This is a genomic window from Flavobacterium sp. RHBU_24 (assembly GCF_046613695.1).
Lineage (GTDB): Bacteria > Bacteroidota > Bacteroidia > Flavobacteriales > Flavobacteriaceae > Flavobacterium.
The window spans coordinates 98,472-118,582 of sequence record NZ_JBKJHD010000001.1; the positions used below are offsets into that span (position 1 = coordinate 98,472).

Below are 20,111 nucleotides of genomic sequence, written 5' to 3' on the forward strand. Positions count from 1 at the left end.
CGCAACCGTTTTCGCCTTTCTCCGCCCTACCCATCTCATTACAAAAAACTACCGCCTTGTGCAGGATTTTAAAATTTAACACTTAAATAATCAGCTGTAAAACAATTAATTGCTATCATTGTAACCCGCTTCAAAAAAAGATATTTATATAATTATTAACAGAAAAAACTATATTTGCCTTTCACCAAAACGTAAATAAACATATACCCTTTATGAAAACCCTTTCAGACATCGATTTTAAAGACAAAAAAGCTGTAATCCGTGTTGACTTTAATGTACCTCTTGATGAGCACTTTAACGTAACTGACGATAACCGTATTACCGCTGCTAAACCTACAATTGATAAGATACTGAAAGACGGCGGAAGCGCTATTCTTATGAGCCACCTGGGCCGCCCGAAAGGCAAAGAGGAAAAGTATTCGCTTAAACACATCCTTGCCAAGGTAAGCGAGGTGCTGGGTGTAGCAGTTAAGTTTGCCGAAGACTGCATAGGCGACGTTGCCGAAAAAGCGGCGGCCGACCTTAAGCCGGGTGAAGTGTTACTTTTAGAGAACCTTCGTTTTTACAGCGAAGAAGAAGCGGGTGACAAAGAATTTGCGGGCAAGCTTGCAAAACTGGGCGATGTATATGTAAACGATGCCTTTGGTACCGCGCACCGTGCACACGCTTCTACCACCATTATTGCTGAATTTTTCCCGGAGGCTAAGGTTTTCGGCGCGCTGCTTGCTAAAGAGATAGAAAGTTTAGACAAGGTGCTAAAAAACAGCGAGAAGCCGGTTACTGCCATATTGGGCGGTAGTAAAGTTTCTACAAAAATTACCGTTATAGAGAACATCCTTACTAAAATAGACCACCTTATCGTAGGCGGCGGTATGACCTACACCTTCATTAAAGCCCTGGGCGGTAACGTGGGCGACTCTATCTGCGAGCTTGATAAGCTTGACCTCGCGCTTGAAATACTTGAAAAAGCCAAAGCCAATAACGTACAGGTACACATACCGGTAGACGTGGTTGCCGCAGATGACTTTAGCAACAATGCCAATACTAAAGTTGTTGACGTAAATGATATTCCTGACGGATGGCAGGGTCTTGACGCGGGTCCTAAAACCCTTGAGAACTTTAAGAAAGTAATACTGGAAAGTAAAACAATACTTTGGAACGGCCCGATAGGCGTGTTCGAGATGGAAAAATTTGCCAATGGTACCATTACCCTTGGCGAGTTTATAGCTGAGGCTACTGCAAACGGCGCGTTCTCACTTGTGGGCGGCGGCGACTCGGTAGCGGCGGTTAAACAATTTGGCCTTGAGCCAAAAATGAGTTATGTATCTACAGGTGGCGGCGCCATGCTGGAGATGCTTGAAGGGAAAACACTTCCCGGCATTGCTGCTATTTTAGACTAAGCAGTGTTAAAGGTTGCAATATAAATTAAAAGTTAAAGTTATACTCTACATTGTTGCTTTGCAATACGTTGTATTTAACTTACCATAAGGTTAATTATGAATAAAAAAAGAACATTGTTTTTTGCGTTATCGCTACTGTCTATGGGTGCTTTTGCCCAGGAACTGGCATTAACATCAGATGTACCACAGCCCATTGTAAAACTATCGTACCTTGATTCAGTCAAGTCTACGTTTGTTCGTAACCAGGATATGGCCCGTATCGACAGCCTCTGGATGAACGAACTTACAAACGAAGACCTTTTTGCAGACATGCAGGCCGACCTCAAAACCATCGACCCTGATGTAGAGGTAGACTACAACCTGTCTACAACGGTATTAAAACAAAGGCTTGCGGCACTTGATGCAAAATCTCCCTTTAATATTGAATACAGTAAAGGCCTGGAGAACATTATAAAGTCGTTCCTTAAAAACCGCCACAACAGCTACGAGAGGCTAATGGCGATAAGCGAGTATTACTTCCCGATGTTTGAAGAGCGCCTTGCACAATATAACGTTCCGCTTGAGCTTAAGTACCTTGCCATTATAGAGAGTGCACTAAATCCGAGGGCTAAAAGCCCGGTAGGCGCTTCAGGCCTATGGCAATTTATGTACCCTACAGGGAAGCAGTATAACCTGAATGTAGACAGTTATGTAGACGAGCGCTTAGACCCGCTTAAAGCCACCGAAGCAGCCTGCCAGTACCTTAGCAGCCTATATAACATCTTTGGCGACTGGGACCTTGTTCTTGCCTCTTACAACGCAGGGCCGGGCAACGTAACCAAGGCCATCCGCCGTAGCGGAAGCTATAAAAACTACTGGAACATCCGTAAAAACCTGCCTAAGGAAACACAGGCGTATAACCCTACCTTCCTGGCTACCATGTACATATATGAGTATGCAAGGGAGCACGGTATTAATGGCAAAAGGGCTAAAACAACGTATTTTGAAACTGATACCATAATGGTAAAGCGCAAAATGTCGTTTAAGCAAATTGCCAGCCTGGTAGACGTACCGGTAAGCGAACTACAGTTCCTTAACCCTACCTATAAACTTGACGTGATACCCCATACCGAGGGTAAAGCGCATTTCCTGCGCCTGCCGAAGGATAAAGTTGCCTTGTTTGTAAGCAACGAAAATTCCATTTACGCTTACATAGACCATGAGGAAGCACAGCGCGAAAGGCCCTACTGGGTAAACGGAAGGGAAGAATCTGTAGCGGCATATACACCAAAACGCAGTAAAAACAGCAGGAATACAAAAACAACCTATAAAACGCACACCGTAAAAAGTGGCGATGCCCTGGGTTCTATTGCCGATAAGTATGGTGTAAGCCTGGCGGAGCTACGTAAATGGAACCGCATTAAAGGCAACATGATACACCCCGGCCAGAAACTTAAGATTCAAAAAACAATTACCGTTAAAGAAACCCTTGCTGTAGAGGAGCCGGAACAGGCTATCGCCGCTACGGTTGCTAAAGACTCTACCCCTGCTAAAAAAGTTGTGGTGCCTACAGGTAAAACAGCGCTGGCTGCAACAACTGCTAAAGATGCAGCCGACACTAACCCGCAGGTGGCTGCTAATGATGACAATCAGACCAATGATGGTGACGCCACAACGGCTACAGAGGCTAAAACCGGCATAGCTACCGTTAAAAAACGTGAAACAAGCTATGAAGAGGCTGCCCTGTATATTGTTCAGAAAGGTGATTCACTGTTCAGCATTGCCAGGCAGCACCCGGGCGTAACGGTCGAGAACCTCAAAACGTGGAACAAAATAAACGGCGAGAGCATAAAGCCGGGCATGAAACTGAAAATAGGCGATAACTAACGCCGGTAAACATATTTTTTATGAAAAGAGTGCAGCAAATAGTAGCCCTGGCTTTACTTATTAGCTGCACTTTTTCATGTAAAAAAGATACTGTAGCCAAAGCCGTAAGCGAAGGGAACCTCAATGAGGTAAATATCATAATGAGCGACGCGCTCTGGAACGGGCAGGTAGGCGACAGCCTCCGTAAAAAATTTGCCGCCCCGGTAGACGGCCTTACGCAGGAAGAGCCGCTTTTTACGCTAAACCAGTACCGTGGCCAGGCATTTGACGTAGACGGCGACATCAAAAAAGGCCGCAACATAATTTTTGTTGAAAAGGGAGACAGCATTAACCAGGGGTACAGGTACCGGCAGAACAACTATTGCACCCCTCAAAATGTATTTACCATTAGCGGTAAAAACACCCCCGAACTGCTCGAAGCCATCCGGATGTACAGCGACGAGATCATAAAGGCCATACACCTGGGCGAAATTGCAGTAAGCCAAAAACGGAATGTAGCTGAAGGCCTTATCGACTCTACCTTTTTTATGAAACGCTACGGCATAAAAATGCAGGTACCTGTAAGCTACAGATTTGCGTTAAAAAATGAAGTGTTTACCTGGCTTAAAAAAGAAATTCCGGGCGGCAATACAAGTGTGTTGCTCTATAAAGTGCCCTATACTACGCTGGAACGCAACAAGGAAATGCTAAACAACATCATTGCAATGCGCGACAGCATCGGAAGCCTGTACATACACGGCAGGGAGGCAGATACCTACATGATAACCGAGCAAGCCTATTCGCCCTCTATGTTTATGACCAGTTTTAAAGACCACGGCGCTTTTGAAACCCGCGGCAACTGGGAGATGAAGAATGATTTTATGGGAGGCCCGTTTATTAACTACGCCATTCGCGACGATAAGCACGGCAACTACCTGGTTATCGAAGGTTTTATATACAGCCCGTCATCACCTAAGCGCGACCTGATACTCGAACTGGAAAGCATTATACGATCGGCACAATTCAAATGAGCATTACATTCCAAATAAAGCGTTTTAACGCGCTTTCTACCGAAGAGTTATATCAATCCCTGCAATTGCGCGCAAATGTGTTTGTGGTGGAGCAAAATTGCATATACCCGGATATTGACGGAAAAGACGGCAAGGCACTACACCTCCTGGGGATTTTCAACGGCGAGGTGGTAGCATACGCCCGGCTATTCGCTCCGGGCTATTATTTTGATAATGCCTCAATAGGACGCGTAGTTGTATCAGCAGACTACCGCCACCGCAAGTGGGGCCACGAACTGATGTGTGCAGCCATAGCCGGAATACAGGAGCATTACGGAACTGATGCCATAACAATTTCGGCACAGGAATACCTGAAGAAATTTTATGAAAGACATGGGTTTGTACAGGAAGGGGCCGGCTATCTGGAAGACGATATCCCGCACATCAGGATGCATAAAGTCTAGTCTCAGGTTTACTTCGCCTGTTTACCCTCTCAGGTCACGTTTTTTTGATGACTGCAATAACACAATTTACTAGTGCAAATAACTGTATCAAGATAAAAAATAATACAAACAGTAGCATTACAAGAACTGAATTTATTGCATCTTCAAAAGCATAAGAGGAGTTTGTATAATAGCGTTCTGGTAAAAATACGGGAGGATACATTAGCCTGAGCAGGTAAATTAAAAAAGCTATACTACCCCAAACATGTAAATACACAGGCCACTTGTACAGCTTTCTCTTCAGAAAAACCGGAAGCAAATATGGCAATCCAATAACAAAATACAACATTGCTAAAAGCAGATAAGCATGGCTGTACCTAATAACGTAGTAGGCATCGTGAACGTTGATATCCAAAGTACTATCAGACGAGGAATAGCATAAAAGACTAACCAGGCATAAAACACTTATTGCCCACAAATACAGGTAAGGATGTTTCATATGCAGTTATAGTTGCGATATAAAGTATCGCCTTAAAACATCGAATTAATCCTGATGCTACCCTTAACCAAGCCCATAGCCCGCACGGCCGCGAGCGGGACTTCCTTAGGCGAGTGGGCCGGGTTTTCGCTTACCAGCCTTAAATGATCGGGCTCTTCGCTGCGGTGTATGTACTTTACGGTAATATATTCATCGCCGCCCAGGTCGAGGCCCAGCAGGTACATTTCGCCGTAAAAAATACTGTTCTTAATATCATCTATTATCTTGTACATCACGATGTCGCCACTGTTCAGGATGGGGCGCATACTGTCGCCCGTAACGTATACCGCGCCATCGCACTTAGGCAGGTGGGGCACTGATATATAATCTGCTGGTTTTGTGGAAGCAGCATTGCCAAACAAGGGTACAATACCTGCCACAGCCTCAAGATTATATAAGGGGATCCGCTGGTTTTCTATGATATTATCCGTACGCAGGCGGTATTGTTTTATACCTGTGTCGGCACTACCTTCTATAAACATCTCACCGTTTCCTGTAAGGAGCCAGTCCGGGTTAAGTTGCGGGAAATGTATGAGTATCTTTTCCAGCACATTACTCCCTATGCTTTTTTCATCTTTCACTGCTTTACTTATGGCGCCACGGCTTGCACCTATGGTATTTTCAAATGCGTAGTAGCTTATGCCTACCGCTTCTATAAATTCGCCTAATCGTGTAGAAACCATACAAGTATTTTTTACAAATATAAGAAAATAATCGCCGTGGTGATTTTAATAGGCAAAAAATTCCCACATAAGCAAAACTTCTGTATAACAAAGTTTTACTACATTTGAGCAACCAATAAACAAAAATAGCAAATGGAAACACCTTTACAAACCGCTATATTGCTGATACTTGCATTCTACGCGGTTACCTTTATACAAAGCGGTTACGATAAAATAATGGACTGGACCGGCAACGTAACCTGGCTAAAAAGCCACTTTGCGGCCACGCCAATTAAAAATATAGTTCCGGCAGCGGTAGTGCTTATCCTGGTTTTAGAAGTGCTTTCCGGGGCATTTTCGGTTATCGGTATGATAAAAATATGGATGGGCGAAAGCACACATTTTGCATATTATGCCAGTGTATTAAGTGGAATTACGCTACTGTTCCTACTGCTGGGCCAACGCCTGGCAAAGGATTATGACGGTGCCCGTACCATAGCCATTTACTTCGTGCCATGCGTATTGTTACTCAGCTGGCTTCAATAACCTAAACCTTACATGTCATGAAAAAACACCTTTGCATATTACTGCTCTCCTCATTTTCGGCTTTTGCACAACTGCCGGGTATTGCCTGGCAAAATACCTACGGCGGAACTGGTAGCGATGGCTTATTCTGTACCACCCAAACGGCTGATGGCGGCTACATTACATCCGGCACAGCCTATTCTGCAGATGGCGATATTACCCAGAATTTTGGCGAAAGCGACGGATGGGTGGCTAAACTGGATGAAACCGGGGCCATAGAATGGCAAAAAAGTTATGGCGGTAGCCTTAACGAACAGATATACAAAATTTTACAAACACCTGATGGTGGCTACATATTTGCAGGATATTCTGATTCTGTCGACGGCGAATTCTCTGCGGCGCACGGTACCGGGGATATATGGGTTGCCAAAATAGATGCCGCCGGAACCGTACAATGGCAGCAGCTATTGGGCGGTGGCTACTACGACTGGGCAAACGACATTACAATAGCGGCAGACGGCGGCTTTGTTGTCGCAGGCCACAGCCAGTTCCAGGATGGGGAATTTATACAGCAGAATGTGTTTATCGTGAAACTTGATACGCAGGGAGCCATCGTTTGGCAAAAATCGTATGGCGGGTCGCTGTCTGAAGTGGCATATGGCATAGAAAATACTACTGATGGCGGCTATATTATTGCGGGCGCTACCCAATCTAACGACGGCGATGTGACCGGTTTTCATTATACTGAAGAAGAAGGGCTTATAACCCTTGATGCCTGGATACTTAAGCTTGACGGCGATGGTAACCTGCAATGGCAAAAAGCACTGGGCGGCTACCAGGACGATATGGCCTTTACCATAAAGCAAACGGCTGATGGCGGCTATATAACTGCGGCGCAAACCACCTCTTACAATGGTGACGTTACCCAGGCTTATGGCAGCTATGATTACTGGATTGTAAAGCTTGATGCATCTGGTGCTATTACCTGGCAAAAATCATTGGGCGGCAATGGCTATGACGAAGCACACGGTGTTACAGAAACCGCCGATGGCTATATTGTGGGCGGTATGACATATTCCCTTACTGATGACGTTACCGCTAATTATGGCGGTGGCGACGTGTGGCTGGTAAAGCTTGGGCTTAGCGGTGCGATGGTTTGGGAGAAAAACTTTGGCGGTACCCTAACGGATTATGCTTATGATATTTATACCAATACCGAAGGAAATTTTATAGTAACCGGCTATACCCATTCTGCCGATATGGATGTTACCGATAATTATGGCAATGGCGATGGCTGGATTTTAAATATTGCCCCGGATGCATTAGGTTTAGTGCAAAATGTTTTTACGGAAAGCCTTTTATCTCCTAACCCCGCATCTGACACGATTTCCCTTTCGGGTATTGCTGTAAATTCTGTAAACTATACCATTACTGATATCTCTGGCCGTGCAGTAGCCACCGGAACAGTACAGGAAAGCATTGATGTAAAAAACCTTTCTGCCGGGATATACCTACTTACAACACCGGGCGGGCAAAGAAAAAAATTCATTAAAAAATAATTTACCCTGGGCTAACGGTTCCTGTCTAATTCCCCCTTATAAATTCGCAGCTCTCCATAGGTAAATGCATCGCCCACTTTTTCCTTAAGCGGGCCAAGGGCTTCACCCTCAAAACCTTCAAAAGCCTTAGCAAGTGCGGCTATTTTTTCTTCCGGAAGCAAATCGGTAATGGCTATTTTGCCCCGCTGCACCAGGCTGGCCAGGTGGCTTTGTATGGTGGTTTCGGTAAGTTTTCGGGCTTCGGCTATTTCTTTAATACTCATTTTCTGTTGCCATAACTCAAATGTTTCCAGTTGGGTAGACCCTTTTGGTTTCTTTTCCTTTTTAGGGGCATAACGGTCTTCATACACATCTTCGTCCTCTTCAACCAGGCTTACCGGGCTGTTTTTAAGTATGGCACGTATGGCATCTATCTTATCCGATTTATACGTTTGCATTTCAGGCGTAAGCAACGATTCCTTCGTGATATCCTGCCCGGCAGCCAGTACTTCGGCCAGTTTTTTGGCACGCAGCATTTTAAGCATCGCATTGGTTTGCAGTTCTTCCAAGGCGGCGAGCTCGTCATAAAAAGCCTTGGCACGCCTTAGTCGCCGTACTTCTTCTACCTTGGTATACAGGCTGGTAGCAATGTTATCCATCACCGGGAAAAAATAACCTACGGCTGCCACTACCCTTTCCTGTACAAAACCCCTGTCTACAGGATTAGTGCTAAACAGTTTATCCAGCTGGGCTGCAAATTTTGCCGCCGCGCCAAGCAGCGCGTGAATGCGGTCTTCCTGCTGGGCAGCCCACTGGCGGTGGGGTGTTTTTATAGCCTTTTCACCTTCCTGCAGGTAGCTCATTTTGTGCTGTTGCCATTGGTTAGCGAGGCGTACCCAGTTAAAACTCTCTTTAAGATAATTAGCCGCAAAGCGCAAGGTTTCCTGTTCGAGTGAGTCGGCCAGTTCCTCCTCTCCTGCCCTGCCCTCGGCATATTGCATTACATCTTCGTCATTATTAATGCCGTTCATACGCATTGGAGAAAGCAAAATAAGCCCTTCTAACGAGCGCAGACGGCTCAGGGCCACGTATGCCTGCCCCGGCATGAAAACCTGGCTTACATCAAGCACGGCTTTGTCAAACGTTAAGCCCTGGCTCTTGTGCACGGTTATGGCCCACGCCAAGCGCAGCGGATAGTGCACAAATGTACCCAGCACCTCTTCTTTTACCTCTTTGGTATTCGGGTCAACGGTATACTTGATATTCTCCCACTCATATTTTTCGACCTCAATGGTATAATTATCATCGGGAAAATGCACGCGGATTTCATCCTTTGTAAGCGATTCTATAATGCCAATTTTACCGTTAAAATAACGCTTCTCGGGCGAAAGGTCATTTTTTATGAACATTACCTGCGCACCTTTTTTCAGCTTAAGCGATTGTTCCACGGGATAAATCTTTTCCGGGAACTCGCCTACTATATCGGGCATATATATAAACCCTTTACCGGCAAGGTCTTCAAGCGCCCTGGCGTTCATGGTGTCGGCCTTGGCATTGTGCGTGGTAAGAGTTATATAGCCCGGATGGTCTTTAAGCTCAAACGCAGGGTTTACAAAATCGTTTAATATCTTAATATCAACATTGGTTATAACGTTGTTTCTAAGGTTATTAAGTACTCCTATAAAGCGTCCGTCGCTCTGGCGGTAAATTTTATCCAGTTCAATATACACGGGCGGACTTTCCTGTACCACATGGCTGTGAAAGAAAAACTTACCCTTATAGAAGTTACGCAGTACATCCCACTCTTCGTTACGCACCACGGGCGGAAGCTGCAAAAGGTCGCCTATGTACAGCACCTGCACACCACCAAAAGGCGTATTGCGCTGCCGGATACTGCGCAGCATATAATCGATGGCATCGAGCAGGTCGGCACGCAGCATGCTTACCTCGTCTATTACCAGCAACTCCATATTTTGTATGACGCCTTTCTTTTCGCCGCGCATGGTAAAATGCCTACGGAGCGAATTTTTGTTCTCAAACCGTACACTATCAGATACATATTCTTGCGAAGAAGTAGGTAAAAATCCTGCAAATGGCAACTGAAACATGCTGTGTATCGTAACTCCGCCCGCATTAAGCGCGGCAATACCCGTAGGGGCTACCACAACCACATTTTTATGTGTAGTGCGGATTATTTCCTTAAGCAGGGTAGTTTTACCCGTGCCTGCTTTACCGGTAAGGAATACGGAACGGTTAGTCTGGTTGATAAACCGCATGGCATACTCGGCGGTTGGAGAAAGTTGTTGCATGGTAGTGGCACTGTGAAAAAGTGCAATTTAAGAAAATAATCTTATGTTTATAAAATAAAAATACCCTTGTTTCCAAGGGCATTTTCATGATAATTCAATTAATTAATTATTCAGCTTCTTCCTTAGCGGGTTCTGTAGCTGCCGACTCCTCTTTTTTAGCAGATCCTTTAAACTTGTCGTTCAGCTGTTTAAGTATCTCTTTAGTAATGTCATAGCTGTCTTTTGCATACAATATGCTGGCCGCGTCGCCTGTACCATATACATAGTCATATCCTTTTTTCTTACCAAATTCTTTTATCAGCGTCTTCATCTGGCTAACTATGGTATCACGCTTTACGCCAAACTCTTTAGAAAATTCTTCTTGCATGGCTTGCTGCTTCACTTGCAAATCACGCTCTCGTTTTTGCAGGTCCTGGCCGCGGAGCTGCGCCCACTGCTCACCCTTAACCATTGCTTCTTTCTGGAAGCTGGCAGCATCAAGCTGTAGCTGGCGTGCTTCCTGTTGTAATTCCCTGCCCAGTTCCTCCTCTTTAACTTTCGCTTTTGCCTCAAGGTCTTTAAGCTCTTCTGATTCTTCAACAAGTTTTGCAGTGTCTACATAAGCCGTTTTAAATCCTTCTGGGGCTGCGGCTTCTTTATTACACGAAATCATTGCAAGGGCAGCACCCAGTATTAAAAGTGATTTTTTCATTTTCTGAAATTAGTTTGTTTTAAATATTTGGTAAAAATAGTAATTCCGCACAATGTACCAAAAATGCGGCATTTTTTTAATGATTTCTCAATATCAATTATATCTATTGGTTTAACGTTATCAATAACCAGGAACAATAAAAACCTGCTTTTTATTATGCATTCTATTACATTTTCTTTTTTTCGCCAATAAAAGCCATAGCCTTGACCCTAAAAGTCTCTTAAATCGCCTTATTTTGATTTTTAGCGTTTTTTATTACATAAATATGGGAAGAATACTCCATGTTTTTTCCTGCTTTGGTATTTGAAACCAATCCGCGCCAAAACCCGTTAAAAAAATTCATTTTCCCCGTTTTATATTTTTCAGACAAAAGGCTCACATAAAAACTGTCAAATTTCATCGGAAGTATATTCATCAATTCCATATCCTCCTCTGCAAAAAGTTTTTTGATAGCCATTTTACTAAAATGCCAAAGATGCCTGGGCACATCATAAGCGGCCCAATAACTGCCATAATATTTAGCATCATGTGAATTGAAATTTGGCACCGCAATAAACACAACACCATCTTCTTTTAATATGCGCTTAAGTTCTGCTATGTGGGTACGAACATCCGGCACATGTTCTAAAACATGCCACATAGTAATTACATCCTTACTATGTGAAGGCACATCTTGTATACTTCCCGTAAATGGAACGCTTTTTAATGATGCTATACCCCTTGCCTTCTCGCTGGGTTCTATCCCGGTAATGTTCCAGTGATGGTTTTTAGCCACTACAAGGAAATCGCCTGTTCCGGCACCAATATCCAGCAATTCGCCTTTCGATGGTTTAAAGCGCTGCACCAGGCTTATCTTGTCTCGAAGCGCTTTTTGCTTTACGGCATGGTATAGTTTCTCAAATAAGGAACGCTTTCCATCAGTATGTGATATGTAATCGTCGCTTTCATAATAACGCCCTAAGTTTTCCAGGGCCGGTTGAGGATGCGTTTTCAGTAGGTCGAAGTTTTCGTCGCGTAATAATTGGAACGTCTCCCCCGATACCGAATAGTCTTTTACCGTGAGGTACGTATTGTCTTCTTTAAAATCCATTATAGATTGTAGTATTCGTCTTTTAAACTTTTAAGGTAGGTGGTAGCTATTTTATTAAATAGTGACTTTTCGTCAAGGCAATCTTCATTAGCATCGGTTATCATCGAGAGGCCAATAAATTTTTCGGTTGAGCCTACTATGTTTTGGGTAGTTTCCTGTTGGGTAACCATAAACTGTCCCATGTCAAAATATTTTTGCAATTCATCACTGTCATATACAAATACCTTAAACCGGTAACCATCCACGGTTACCCAGTAGCTAACATCTACATATTGGCCCACGCCATATTTGTTGGCGGCAAACTGAACAAACGGTACCTTTTGAGGATTATTCTCAAAGATAAACGCTGTAAGCCCTTTCTCTTTGCCAAGTATTTGTTTTCCGTTTGACACCAATATATAATCTTGTATCTCTACCGTGTGGCGTGGTGTGCCGCAAGAAGTGAATAAAACAGTTGTTATAAATGCCAAAAACCCTTTTCTAAAAAGGGTTTTAAATTTCGTTTGTTCCACGTGAAACAACATTAGCGTCCCATGTGTATTAAAAGCACCGAAACATCAGACGGAGACACACCACTAATGCGTGATGCCTGCGAAATAGTTACAGGGCGTATTTTCTTCATCTTCTCACGGGCTTCGAAGGATAGCGACTTTATTTTGTCGTAATCAAAACTTTCAGGAATTTTTACATCCTCCAGCCTGTTGAGCTTATCGGCATTATTTTTTTCCTTTTCTATATAGCCGGAATATTTAACCTGTATTTCTGCCTGTTCTACCACTTCCCTGTCAAGGTTATGCTCGGCGATATACTCTGCGACTTTCTCAAACTTTAAAATATCCTCAAGCTCCAGTTGAGGGCGTGAGAATACTTTAAACATCTTATCGGTTTGCGACATAGGAGACGACCCTTTCTCTTCGAGTATAGGATTAGCCTCTGCCGCTGTTACGCTTGTTTCTTTAAAGAAATTTACAAACGCATCACTTGCATCACGTTTCTTCTCCATTCGGCGTAGGCGGTCCACTTTGGCTAAGCCTATCTCATATGAGAGCGGCGTAAGCCTGAAATCGGCATTATCCTGACGTAGCAGCGTGCGGTATTCGGCACGGCTGGTAAACATACGGTATGGTTCTTCGGTTCCTTTAGTGATAAGGTCGTCGATAAGTACACCTATGTAAGCCTCATTACGTTTAAGTACAAACGGTTCCTTATCCTGTACCTTAAGCGCGGCATTGATGCCCGCCATCAAGCCTTGTGAGGCTGCTTCTTCATATCCCGTTGTGCCGTTTATTTGACCGGCAAAATACAAACCTTCCACAAGCTTGGTTTCAAGCGAATGCTTAAGCTGTGTAGGCGGGAAATAATCGTACTCTATAGCGTAGCCTGGACGGAAGAATTTAACCTTCTCAAAACCCTCTACACTACGCAGCGCTTTAAATTGTATATCCTCAGGAAGTGAAGTGCTAAAGCCGTTTACATACACTTCTACAGTATCCCAACCTTCAGGCTCTACAAAAAGCTGGTGGCGGTCTTTATCGGCAAAACGGTTTATTTTATCTTCAATAGATGGGCAGTACCGTGGCCCGAGGCTTTTGATGCGCCCATTAAACATAGGCGAACGATCAAAACCTTCACGCAATACATCGTGCACCAATTCGCTGGTATACGTCATATAACAGGAGCGCTGTTCAACCAACGGCTTCGTAATATCCATATATGAGAACTTATCGGGGTTTACGTCGCCCGGCTGTTCTATCATTTTGCTATAATCGAGTGAGCGTCCATCAACACGTGGCGGGGTACCGGTTTTCATCCTTCCGGAAGTAAATCCGGCCTTAACCAGGTCTTCGGTAATGCCATAAGACGCACCCTCTCCTGCCCTGCCGCCGCCAAATTGTTTCTCCCCAATATGGATTAAGCCATTCAGGAACGTGCCGTTGGTAAGCACCACGGTCTTACCTTTTATCTCCAAACCAAGCGACGTACGTATGCCTTTTACCACGCCATTTTCAATAATAATCCCCTTTACCATTTCCTGGTAAAAATCGAGGTTTGGTGTGCGCTCCAGCATCAGCCTCCACTCTTCAGCAAACCGCATCCGGTCACTTTGTGCGCGCGGGCTCCACATAGCGGGCCCCTTGCTCTTATTCAGCATACGGAACTGGATAGCTGTCTTGTCTGTCACGATACCCGAATAACCACCAAGGGCATCAATTTCGCGCACTATCTGCCCTTTTGCAATACCGCCCATAGCCGGGTTGCACGACATTTGGGCTATGTTTTGCAGGCTCATGGTAACCAGCAGCGTACTGCAACCCATATTTGCAGCGGCCGCAGCAGCTTCGCTGCCTGCGTGCCCGGCACCAACAACAATTACATCATATACTTCCTGAAACATTCTTTTTTCCTTTCAAAGCTGTTCCACGTGGAACAGCTTATTTTGTTTTATATAAATTTGTTCCACGTGGAACGAAATGCAAATTCGATTGTAATATGTTTCACGTGGAACATAGGTTACAGTCAAAACATTTAATTACTGTTCCACGTGGAACAGCTTCATTTTTTCCTCTTCTTTAGCACGCATTTCCTGCTCGCCTTCTTCGGTCTTATCGGTATAACCACAATAATGCAATACACCGTGCGCCATTACGCGACGTAGCTCCTCTTCGAAAAGCACATTAAACTCAACCGCATTTTCCTTTACACGCTCTACCGAAATAAAGATATCACCACTAATAAGGTTACCCATGGTATAGTCAAAGCTAATGATATCGGTAAGCGTATCGTGGTTCAAAAATTCAATATTCTTTTCAAGCAGGTAAGCATCATCACAAAATATGTAATTGATTTCGCCTTCTGTTTTATCTTCACTCTCAATAACCTCAGCAAGCCAAGCCTCATACTTTGCTTCATCGGTTAATTCAAAGCCAGTTTCGTAGTTAAAACTAATCATTGCTCTTAAAGTAGGTCTGCACCTTTTGGTTAAAATTCGGGCGCAAAGGTAGTGTTTGTCTGTTTAATATCTCTACGCTGTTCAGATAATCTTTTACGGCCTGCGGCAGCTCGTTAGCTGTATTATTAAATTCCTTTTTATTGGTTTCACTCTGCCTTTTATTGTCCTGCCCCTGTTGCAGCATCGCCTTATCAAGCTTCAGTAAATCCTGCTTAAGGTTCTGCATGCGCTGAAGAGTTTCGTTCTTAAAGCCTTTATCCAGCAGTTGTTTTTCGATGGCTTTCATTTCGCGGAGCGCATTCTGGCCGTTACCGCCCATGCCCTGCTTATCCAGCAACTGCTGTAACTGCTCACGCAGTTGCTGCTGCTCTTTATATATGTCTAATAACTTTTCGGCATTGCCTTCGCCACCGTTTCCGTCACCATCACCTTGCCCTTCGCCCTGGCCTGACTTACCCTGACCCTGCTTGCCGCCGGGTTGCTCACCGCCGGGTTTGTCACCCTTTTGCTTGCCGCCTTCTTTTTGGCCTTCACCATCTTTTTCACCTTCCTTCTCTCCTTTGCCCTGTCCGGGAGAACTGCCCTGCTGCATCTTTTTAGCAAGCCCTTCCTGCTTTTTGATGATATCGCTAAGCTGTACATCCTGTCCTGATTTGCCCTTACCTTTACCCTGTCCCATACCTGCGCCGCTCATTTCCATCTGCATATTATTAAGTGCGTCACTCAAAAAATCGGCCAGCTTATTAGCCGATGTAATGGCATACTGCTGGTTAGACACGCCGCGTGGCACTATGTTTTCGGCAAGGTCCTCAAGCGCTTTGTCTACATAGTAATGCACATTACCTACCTCCTTAGTAATCTCCTCTGTTATCTTAGGGTTACGTAAAGACATGGCAAAAATACTATCGTCAACGTGGTTAAACTGTATCTTCAAATCCTGTTGTTTTTTAAGGTGTTTGGCAAAATTAGCCGTGCGCCCGTTAGCGTTTTTAAACTGGCCCATATTATCCTCCTGAGAGAATGAATAGGCAAGCAGGTTATCCAATATCTGGCGCAGCATTTTTACGTCTTCTTCCAGTTGCTCCGACTCGCCACCCTGCATAGAACTTTGCATCTTCTGCCCCATTTGCTTCATCTTGCTCGCGGCATTTTTTTGCTTTGGTTTAGCCTTGCTTTGCTTGCTCTTTTGGTCGGCATTTTCTTTTTGCAGTTCCTCTTTTGCATCCTGCATATCCTCCTCTATATTCTTTTCCTCTTTCTCATCAACCGGAACCTCCATAGGTTTTTTCAGCTCCTGGTTCTGCTTGTCAAGCTCTCGCATTTCTTCCTGAAGTTTGTCAAATTCCTTGTTGATTTCGTCCTGCTTTTTAGCATCGTTATCTTTACTTTCGGCAAGCTTATCCTGTTTATCGGCGAGCTTATCCAGCTTCTCAGCAACCTGCTCGGCTTTTTTTTCCACATAAAAACGCTTGGTAAGTTCTACCAGCTGCTCCAGGCTCTTGTTCTGGCTTTTGCTCTGGTTTTTCAGTTGGTCTACTTTATCAAACAGTTCTTCTTCCTTCAGCTTATTGGTAAGTTCTTTTAGCTCATCCAACAACTTTTTATTCTTTTCACTTTCTTTTTCATTCTTCTCAAGGCGCTTCATAAGCTCCTCCTTGAACTCGTCTTTCTTCTCAGGAAGGAACTGCTCCAGGTTCTCCTGAAGTTTCTTATTAAGCTCTTGTTTCTGCTGCTCCAGTTGTTGCTGCTTATTGATAAAATCCTGGACTTTCTTCTGGTCTTTAAAATCCATGTTCGATTTCTCTTTGCCCATCTGCTTCAGCTTATCCAGCTCAGCATCTTGCTTGTCCTGGTTCTTTAAAGATTTCTCTAATCCGCTAATGCTGCTGTTTTGTTCCTGTAGCGCCTTATCCTGCTGCTCGTCCTTGGTAAGTTCCCTGTGCGAGAATACTGATGACTTCGTGCTCTTAAACCCGTGTACCGCATCGTTATCAAAAACTTCAAAATAGTATTCGTAGTTTACGCCCTCCTGCACCTTTAGCCCTTGTGGGAAGGTATAGTAAAAGCGGTCTACCGTTTGCTGCTTAACAGGGAGTGTTCCACGTTTGGCAGCGTCAGGATTATCCTGCGGATAGTATACAATCTGCAATCTACTAAGCCCGTTGTCATCGCTAAGCTGGCCCAGTATAATCTCTTTCTTAAGCTTCAGGCTATCCGGAGCAGCCTGTACGGTAATGCTGGGGTACTGGTCTTTAATGGTTGTGATCTGGTACTGCAGCTTTTCGTGGTTTTTTACCTTAGCATTTGAGGTAAGAATTTGATATTCTGTATTTTGCAGTATATTTTTTGAAAGGCTGTAGCTATTTTCGCTATTGGTGAATGCTGTAGCACCATTTTCACCTACCCAGTTAATGTTAGTCGTAGCAAGCGCATCAATTTTCCAGGTAACTTTAGTACCCTCGGGCACTACAGCGTTCCCGCTGCCTTTAACCACTTCTGACTTTTTGCCAAGGTAAGATGGGAATTGTAACAGCATTTCAAAGTTGGCAATGGTGGGTACTGCCACCACCTCAAGTTCATAAGGTTGTGAAAAAACTTCATTAGCTGAAAGCTGAAAGCTGATCGCTTTACCCGGCTTATCAAAACGGTAGGTAAACACCCCTGGCTTTTCGCTTTCCAGGTAATAGGTTTCATCTCCTATGGTTATCATGGCATTCTCCGGCACTACACTACCCTGCGTTTTTACCTGCAATACAAAATCAGTATCCTGCTGCGCTGTAAGCGATTTATTAAGCACCACAAATTCAAACGGTGCCGGTGGCGCATAGTGGGTATTGTAATTAACCACGCGGCTAAAGCTGTTGGTTATAACCGAAGTATTTCCGCTTATCAGGAAAACCAAAATAAGCAGCACCGGTATGGCAGCATAAGGCACATACTTCATGTTCTTTTTAAAATTCACGGCATTGGTAAACGGCACCGGCTGCAAATTGTTTGCCTTTTGTTCTATCGATGCCAGTAGCAGTTCGCTTTGCTGTGGTGTATCGCTCAACTGAAGGAAGTTGGTAAGCTTATCACTCACCTCGCTAAAGTGGCTGCCAATGATGGCCGATGCCTGTTTATAGTCCAAACCTTTTTGCAGCTTGAATAATTTAAACAGTGGGAACAAAATAAACCGTGCCAGGAGAATCGCCTCTACTAAAATAAAAATATAGAAAAGCGCTGTACGGCCTTTTTCGGGCAGCCATAAAAAGTATTCAATAAGGAACGTGATTATGAAGTACAATAATCCCAGCCCCACGAAAAATATTGTTCCACGAATAACTTCGTTAGTGTAATACTTTTTAATAAAGGCTTCGAGCTTGGCGTATATGATGTTTTTTGCTTCCAAAATGTTTATAAAATACTGGTAATTGTTTATAACCGATAAAAATACAAATTCTTATGATGCGATGCTGTTAATTTTTATTGTTCAGTATTCAGTCGCAGTTAGCAGTAGCTTCACTCCTGCCCGCTTGACGTTCAGTTTGTTTTTGAAAATTGCTTTTTGAAATTTTATTAATTCTATCTTTGCGCCTTAAAATCGATAAAGAAATGTCAAGACCGGTACGCGTGCGATTTGCACCCAGCCCTACTGGCCCGCTGCACATAGGTGGCGTGCGCACAGCACTATTTAATTACTTGTTTGCCAAAAAACACGGCGGTACCTTTTATCTGCGTATAGAGGATACCGACCAAAACCGCTTTGTGCCGGGTGCAGAAGAATATATTGTTGAGGCGCTTAACTGGCTGGGCATACCCTTTGACGAAGGCGTGGGCAAGAACGAAAAGTTTGGCCCCTACCGCCAGAGCGAACGTAAAGAAATATACAAAGATTATGCACAACAGCTTATAGACAGCGGCTGGGCCTACTATGCTTTTGATACTCCCGAAGTGCTTGATGAACTACGCAAAGCCGATGAAGCCGAAGGCAAAACCTTTATATACAACCACGCCAACCGTGGAACACTGGATAATTCGCTTAACCTTTCAGGCGAGGAAGTACAACAGCGTATTGCCAATGGCGAGCATTATGTAGTGCGTTTTAAAACACCTGTAGATGAAACGCTGCATTTAAAGGACATCATACGTGGAGATATAAAGTTTGAAACCAACCTGCTTGACGATAAGGTTTTGTACAAAAGCGATGGCATGCCTACCTACCACCTGGCCAATATTGTGGATGACCACCTTATGGAAACCAGCCACGTTATACGTGGCGAAGAATGGCTGCCAAGTATGCCGCTACACGAGTTATTGTATAGAGCCTTTGGATGGGAAGCACCGCAGTTTGCCCACCTCCCACTTATATTAAAACCAGTAGGCAACGGTAAGCTGAGCAAGCGCGATGGCGATAAGCTGGGCTTCCCTGTATTCCCATTGGAATGGAAAAACGCTGATGGAACGTCGTCTATGGGGTACCGTGAGCAGGGCTTTTTGCCGGAAGCGGTAGTTAATTTCCTGGCACTTTTGGGATGGAACCCTGGTACTGACCAGGAGTTGTTTACGCTTGATGAGCTGGTGCAATTGTTCGACCTTGAAAGGGTACATAAGGCAGGTGCTAAATTTGACCCGGAGAAGAACAAGTGGTTTAATCACCAGTATTTCCAGAGGGAAGATAATACCAGGCTGGCACACTACTTGTCGCATATATTACTGGAAAAAGGCATCAACAAGCCTATTGAATCCGTTACAAGGATTGTAGGCCTGGTTAAAGAGCGCGCTACGTTTGCCAGCGAATTGTGGAGTTTGAGCGATTACTTTTTTGTAACGCCAACAGCTTATGAAGAAAAAGCCGTTGCCAAACAATGGAAACCAGAAACCGGCGAAATATTAAAAGAGCTGAGTACTGTACTGCAAAACACCCTTGATTTTACTTCTGCTAATACAGAAAGCGTTGTAAAAGCCTGGATTGAGCAAAAAGGCTTAGGGATGGGCAAAGTGATGCCTCCGCTACGATTAGCGCTTGTAGGCGATTTAAAAGGCCCTCACCTGTTTGATATTATCGAACTGATAGGCCGGGATGAAACCATAAAGCGTATTACTAAAGCTGCCGAAACTTTATAACATG

The 20,111-nt window shown here is 44.2% G+C and carries 15 protein-coding genes; 7 read left to right on the plus strand and 8 right to left on the minus strand.

Annotated features, from left to right (window positions below; translation table 11 throughout):
• Positions 1–212 precede the first annotated feature (212 nt).
• The 4 genes from ACLI09_RS00470 (at position 213) to ACLI09_RS00485 (ending at position 4,719) form a co-directional block, all read left to right on the plus strand.
• The gene (locus tag ACLI09_RS00470) at positions 213–1,400 is read left to right on the plus strand and encodes a phosphoglycerate kinase (protein ID WP_411417609.1); all 1,188 of its coding nucleotides are present in this window, start codon (positions 213–215) and stop codon (positions 1,398–1,400) included.
• Between the two features lie 96 nt (positions 1,401–1,496).
• On the plus strand, positions 1,497–3,266 hold the full coding sequence (locus ACLI09_RS00475; RefSeq protein WP_411417610.1) for a LysM peptidoglycan-binding domain-containing protein: 1,770 nt from the start codon (positions 1,497–1,499) through the stop codon (positions 3,264–3,266).
• Between the two features lie 20 nt (positions 3,267–3,286).
• The gene (locus ACLI09_RS00480; protein ID WP_411417611.1) at positions 3,287–4,276 is read left to right on the plus strand and encodes a DUF4837 family protein; all 990 of its coding nucleotides are present in this window, start codon (positions 3,287–3,289) and stop codon (positions 4,274–4,276) included.
• Positions 4,273–4,719, plus strand: a complete 447-nt coding sequence (locus ACLI09_RS00485; RefSeq protein ID WP_411417612.1) for a GNAT family N-acetyltransferase — start codon at positions 4,273–4,275, stop codon at positions 4,717–4,719. Before ACLI09_RS00480 ends, ACLI09_RS00485 begins: the two co-directional genes overlap by 4 nt.
• Before the next feature lie 510 nt (positions 4,720–5,229).
• Here ACLI09_RS00485 and ACLI09_RS00490 read toward each other — a convergent pair.
• Positions 5,230–5,919 (minus strand): helix-turn-helix transcriptional regulator, encoded by a 690-nt coding sequence (locus tag ACLI09_RS00490; RefSeq protein ID WP_411417613.1) that lies wholly within the window; start codon positions 5,917–5,919, stop codon positions 5,230–5,232.
• A 132-nt stretch (positions 5,920–6,051) separates the two neighbouring features.
• Between ACLI09_RS00490 and ACLI09_RS00495 the strand changes: the two genes are divergently transcribed.
• Both ACLI09_RS00495 and ACLI09_RS00500 read left to right on the plus strand, forming a co-directional pair.
• Positions 6,052–6,444: a DoxX family protein gene (locus ACLI09_RS00495; protein ID WP_411417614.1), complete on the plus strand. Its 393-nt coding sequence runs from the start codon at positions 6,052–6,054 to the stop codon at positions 6,442–6,444.
• Positions 6,445–6,461: 17 nt separating this feature from the next.
• Positions 6,462–7,982 carry a T9SS type A sorting domain-containing protein gene (locus ACLI09_RS00500; RefSeq protein WP_411417615.1) on the plus strand — a complete coding sequence of 507 codons (1,521 nt, stop codon included), beginning with the start codon at positions 6,462–6,464 and terminating at the stop codon, positions 7,980–7,982.
• An 11-nt stretch (positions 7,983–7,993) separates the two neighbouring features.
• Here ACLI09_RS00500 and ACLI09_RS00505 read toward each other — a convergent pair whose 3' ends face one another.
• The 7 genes from ACLI09_RS00505 to ACLI09_RS00535 all read right to left on the minus strand — a co-directional run bounded on the left by ACLI09_RS00505 (position 7,994) and on the right by ACLI09_RS00535 (position 18,392).
• A complete protein-coding gene (locus ACLI09_RS00505) occupies positions 7,994–10,270 on the minus strand; it encodes a helix-turn-helix domain-containing protein (RefSeq protein WP_411417616.1) in 2,277 nt (758 codons plus the stop codon).
• A gap of 106 nt (positions 10,271–10,376) precedes the next feature.
• Complete coding sequence (locus tag ACLI09_RS00510; RefSeq protein WP_411417617.1) at positions 10,377–10,961, minus strand: OmpH family outer membrane protein; 585 nt, start codon at positions 10,959–10,961, stop codon at positions 10,377–10,379.
• A 220-nt stretch (positions 10,962–11,181) separates the two neighbouring features.
• On the minus strand, positions 11,182–12,051 hold the full coding sequence (locus ACLI09_RS00515) for a class I SAM-dependent methyltransferase (RefSeq protein WP_411417618.1): 870 nt from the start codon (positions 12,049–12,051) through the stop codon (positions 11,182–11,184).
• Positions 12,051–12,521 (minus strand): hypothetical protein, encoded by a 471-nt coding sequence (locus ACLI09_RS00520; RefSeq protein ID WP_411417619.1) that lies wholly within the window; start codon positions 12,519–12,521, stop codon positions 12,051–12,053. The genes ACLI09_RS00515 and ACLI09_RS00520 overlap by 1 nt, the downstream gene beginning before the upstream one ends.
• 53 nt (positions 12,522–12,574) lie before the next feature.
• Entirely contained in the window at positions 12,575–14,446 is a 1,872-nt protein-coding gene (mnmG, locus tag ACLI09_RS00525; protein ID WP_411417620.1) for a tRNA uridine-5-carboxymethylaminomethyl(34) synthesis enzyme MnmG, read from the minus strand.
• Positions 14,447–14,581: 135 nt separating this feature from the next.
• The gene (ybeY, locus tag ACLI09_RS00530; RefSeq protein WP_411417621.1) at positions 14,582–15,001 is read right to left on the minus strand and encodes an rRNA maturation RNase YbeY; all 420 of its coding nucleotides are present in this window, start codon (positions 14,999–15,001) and stop codon (positions 14,582–14,584) included.
• Positions 14,994–18,392 carry a hypothetical protein gene (locus tag ACLI09_RS00535; protein ID WP_411417622.1) on the minus strand — a complete coding sequence of 1,133 codons (3,399 nt, stop codon included), beginning with the start codon at positions 18,390–18,392 and terminating at the stop codon, positions 14,994–14,996. Before ACLI09_RS00535 ends, ybeY begins: the two co-directional genes overlap by 8 nt.
• A 203-nt stretch (positions 18,393–18,595) precedes the next feature.
• On the opposite strand from ACLI09_RS00535, the gene gltX reads away from it, so the two are divergent.
• Positions 18,596–20,107, plus strand: coding sequence for a glutamate--tRNA ligase (gltX, locus tag ACLI09_RS00540; protein ID WP_411417623.1), 1,512 nt, complete (start codon positions 18,596–18,598; stop codon positions 20,105–20,107).
• The last annotated feature ends 4 nt before the right edge of the window (positions 20,108–20,111 follow it).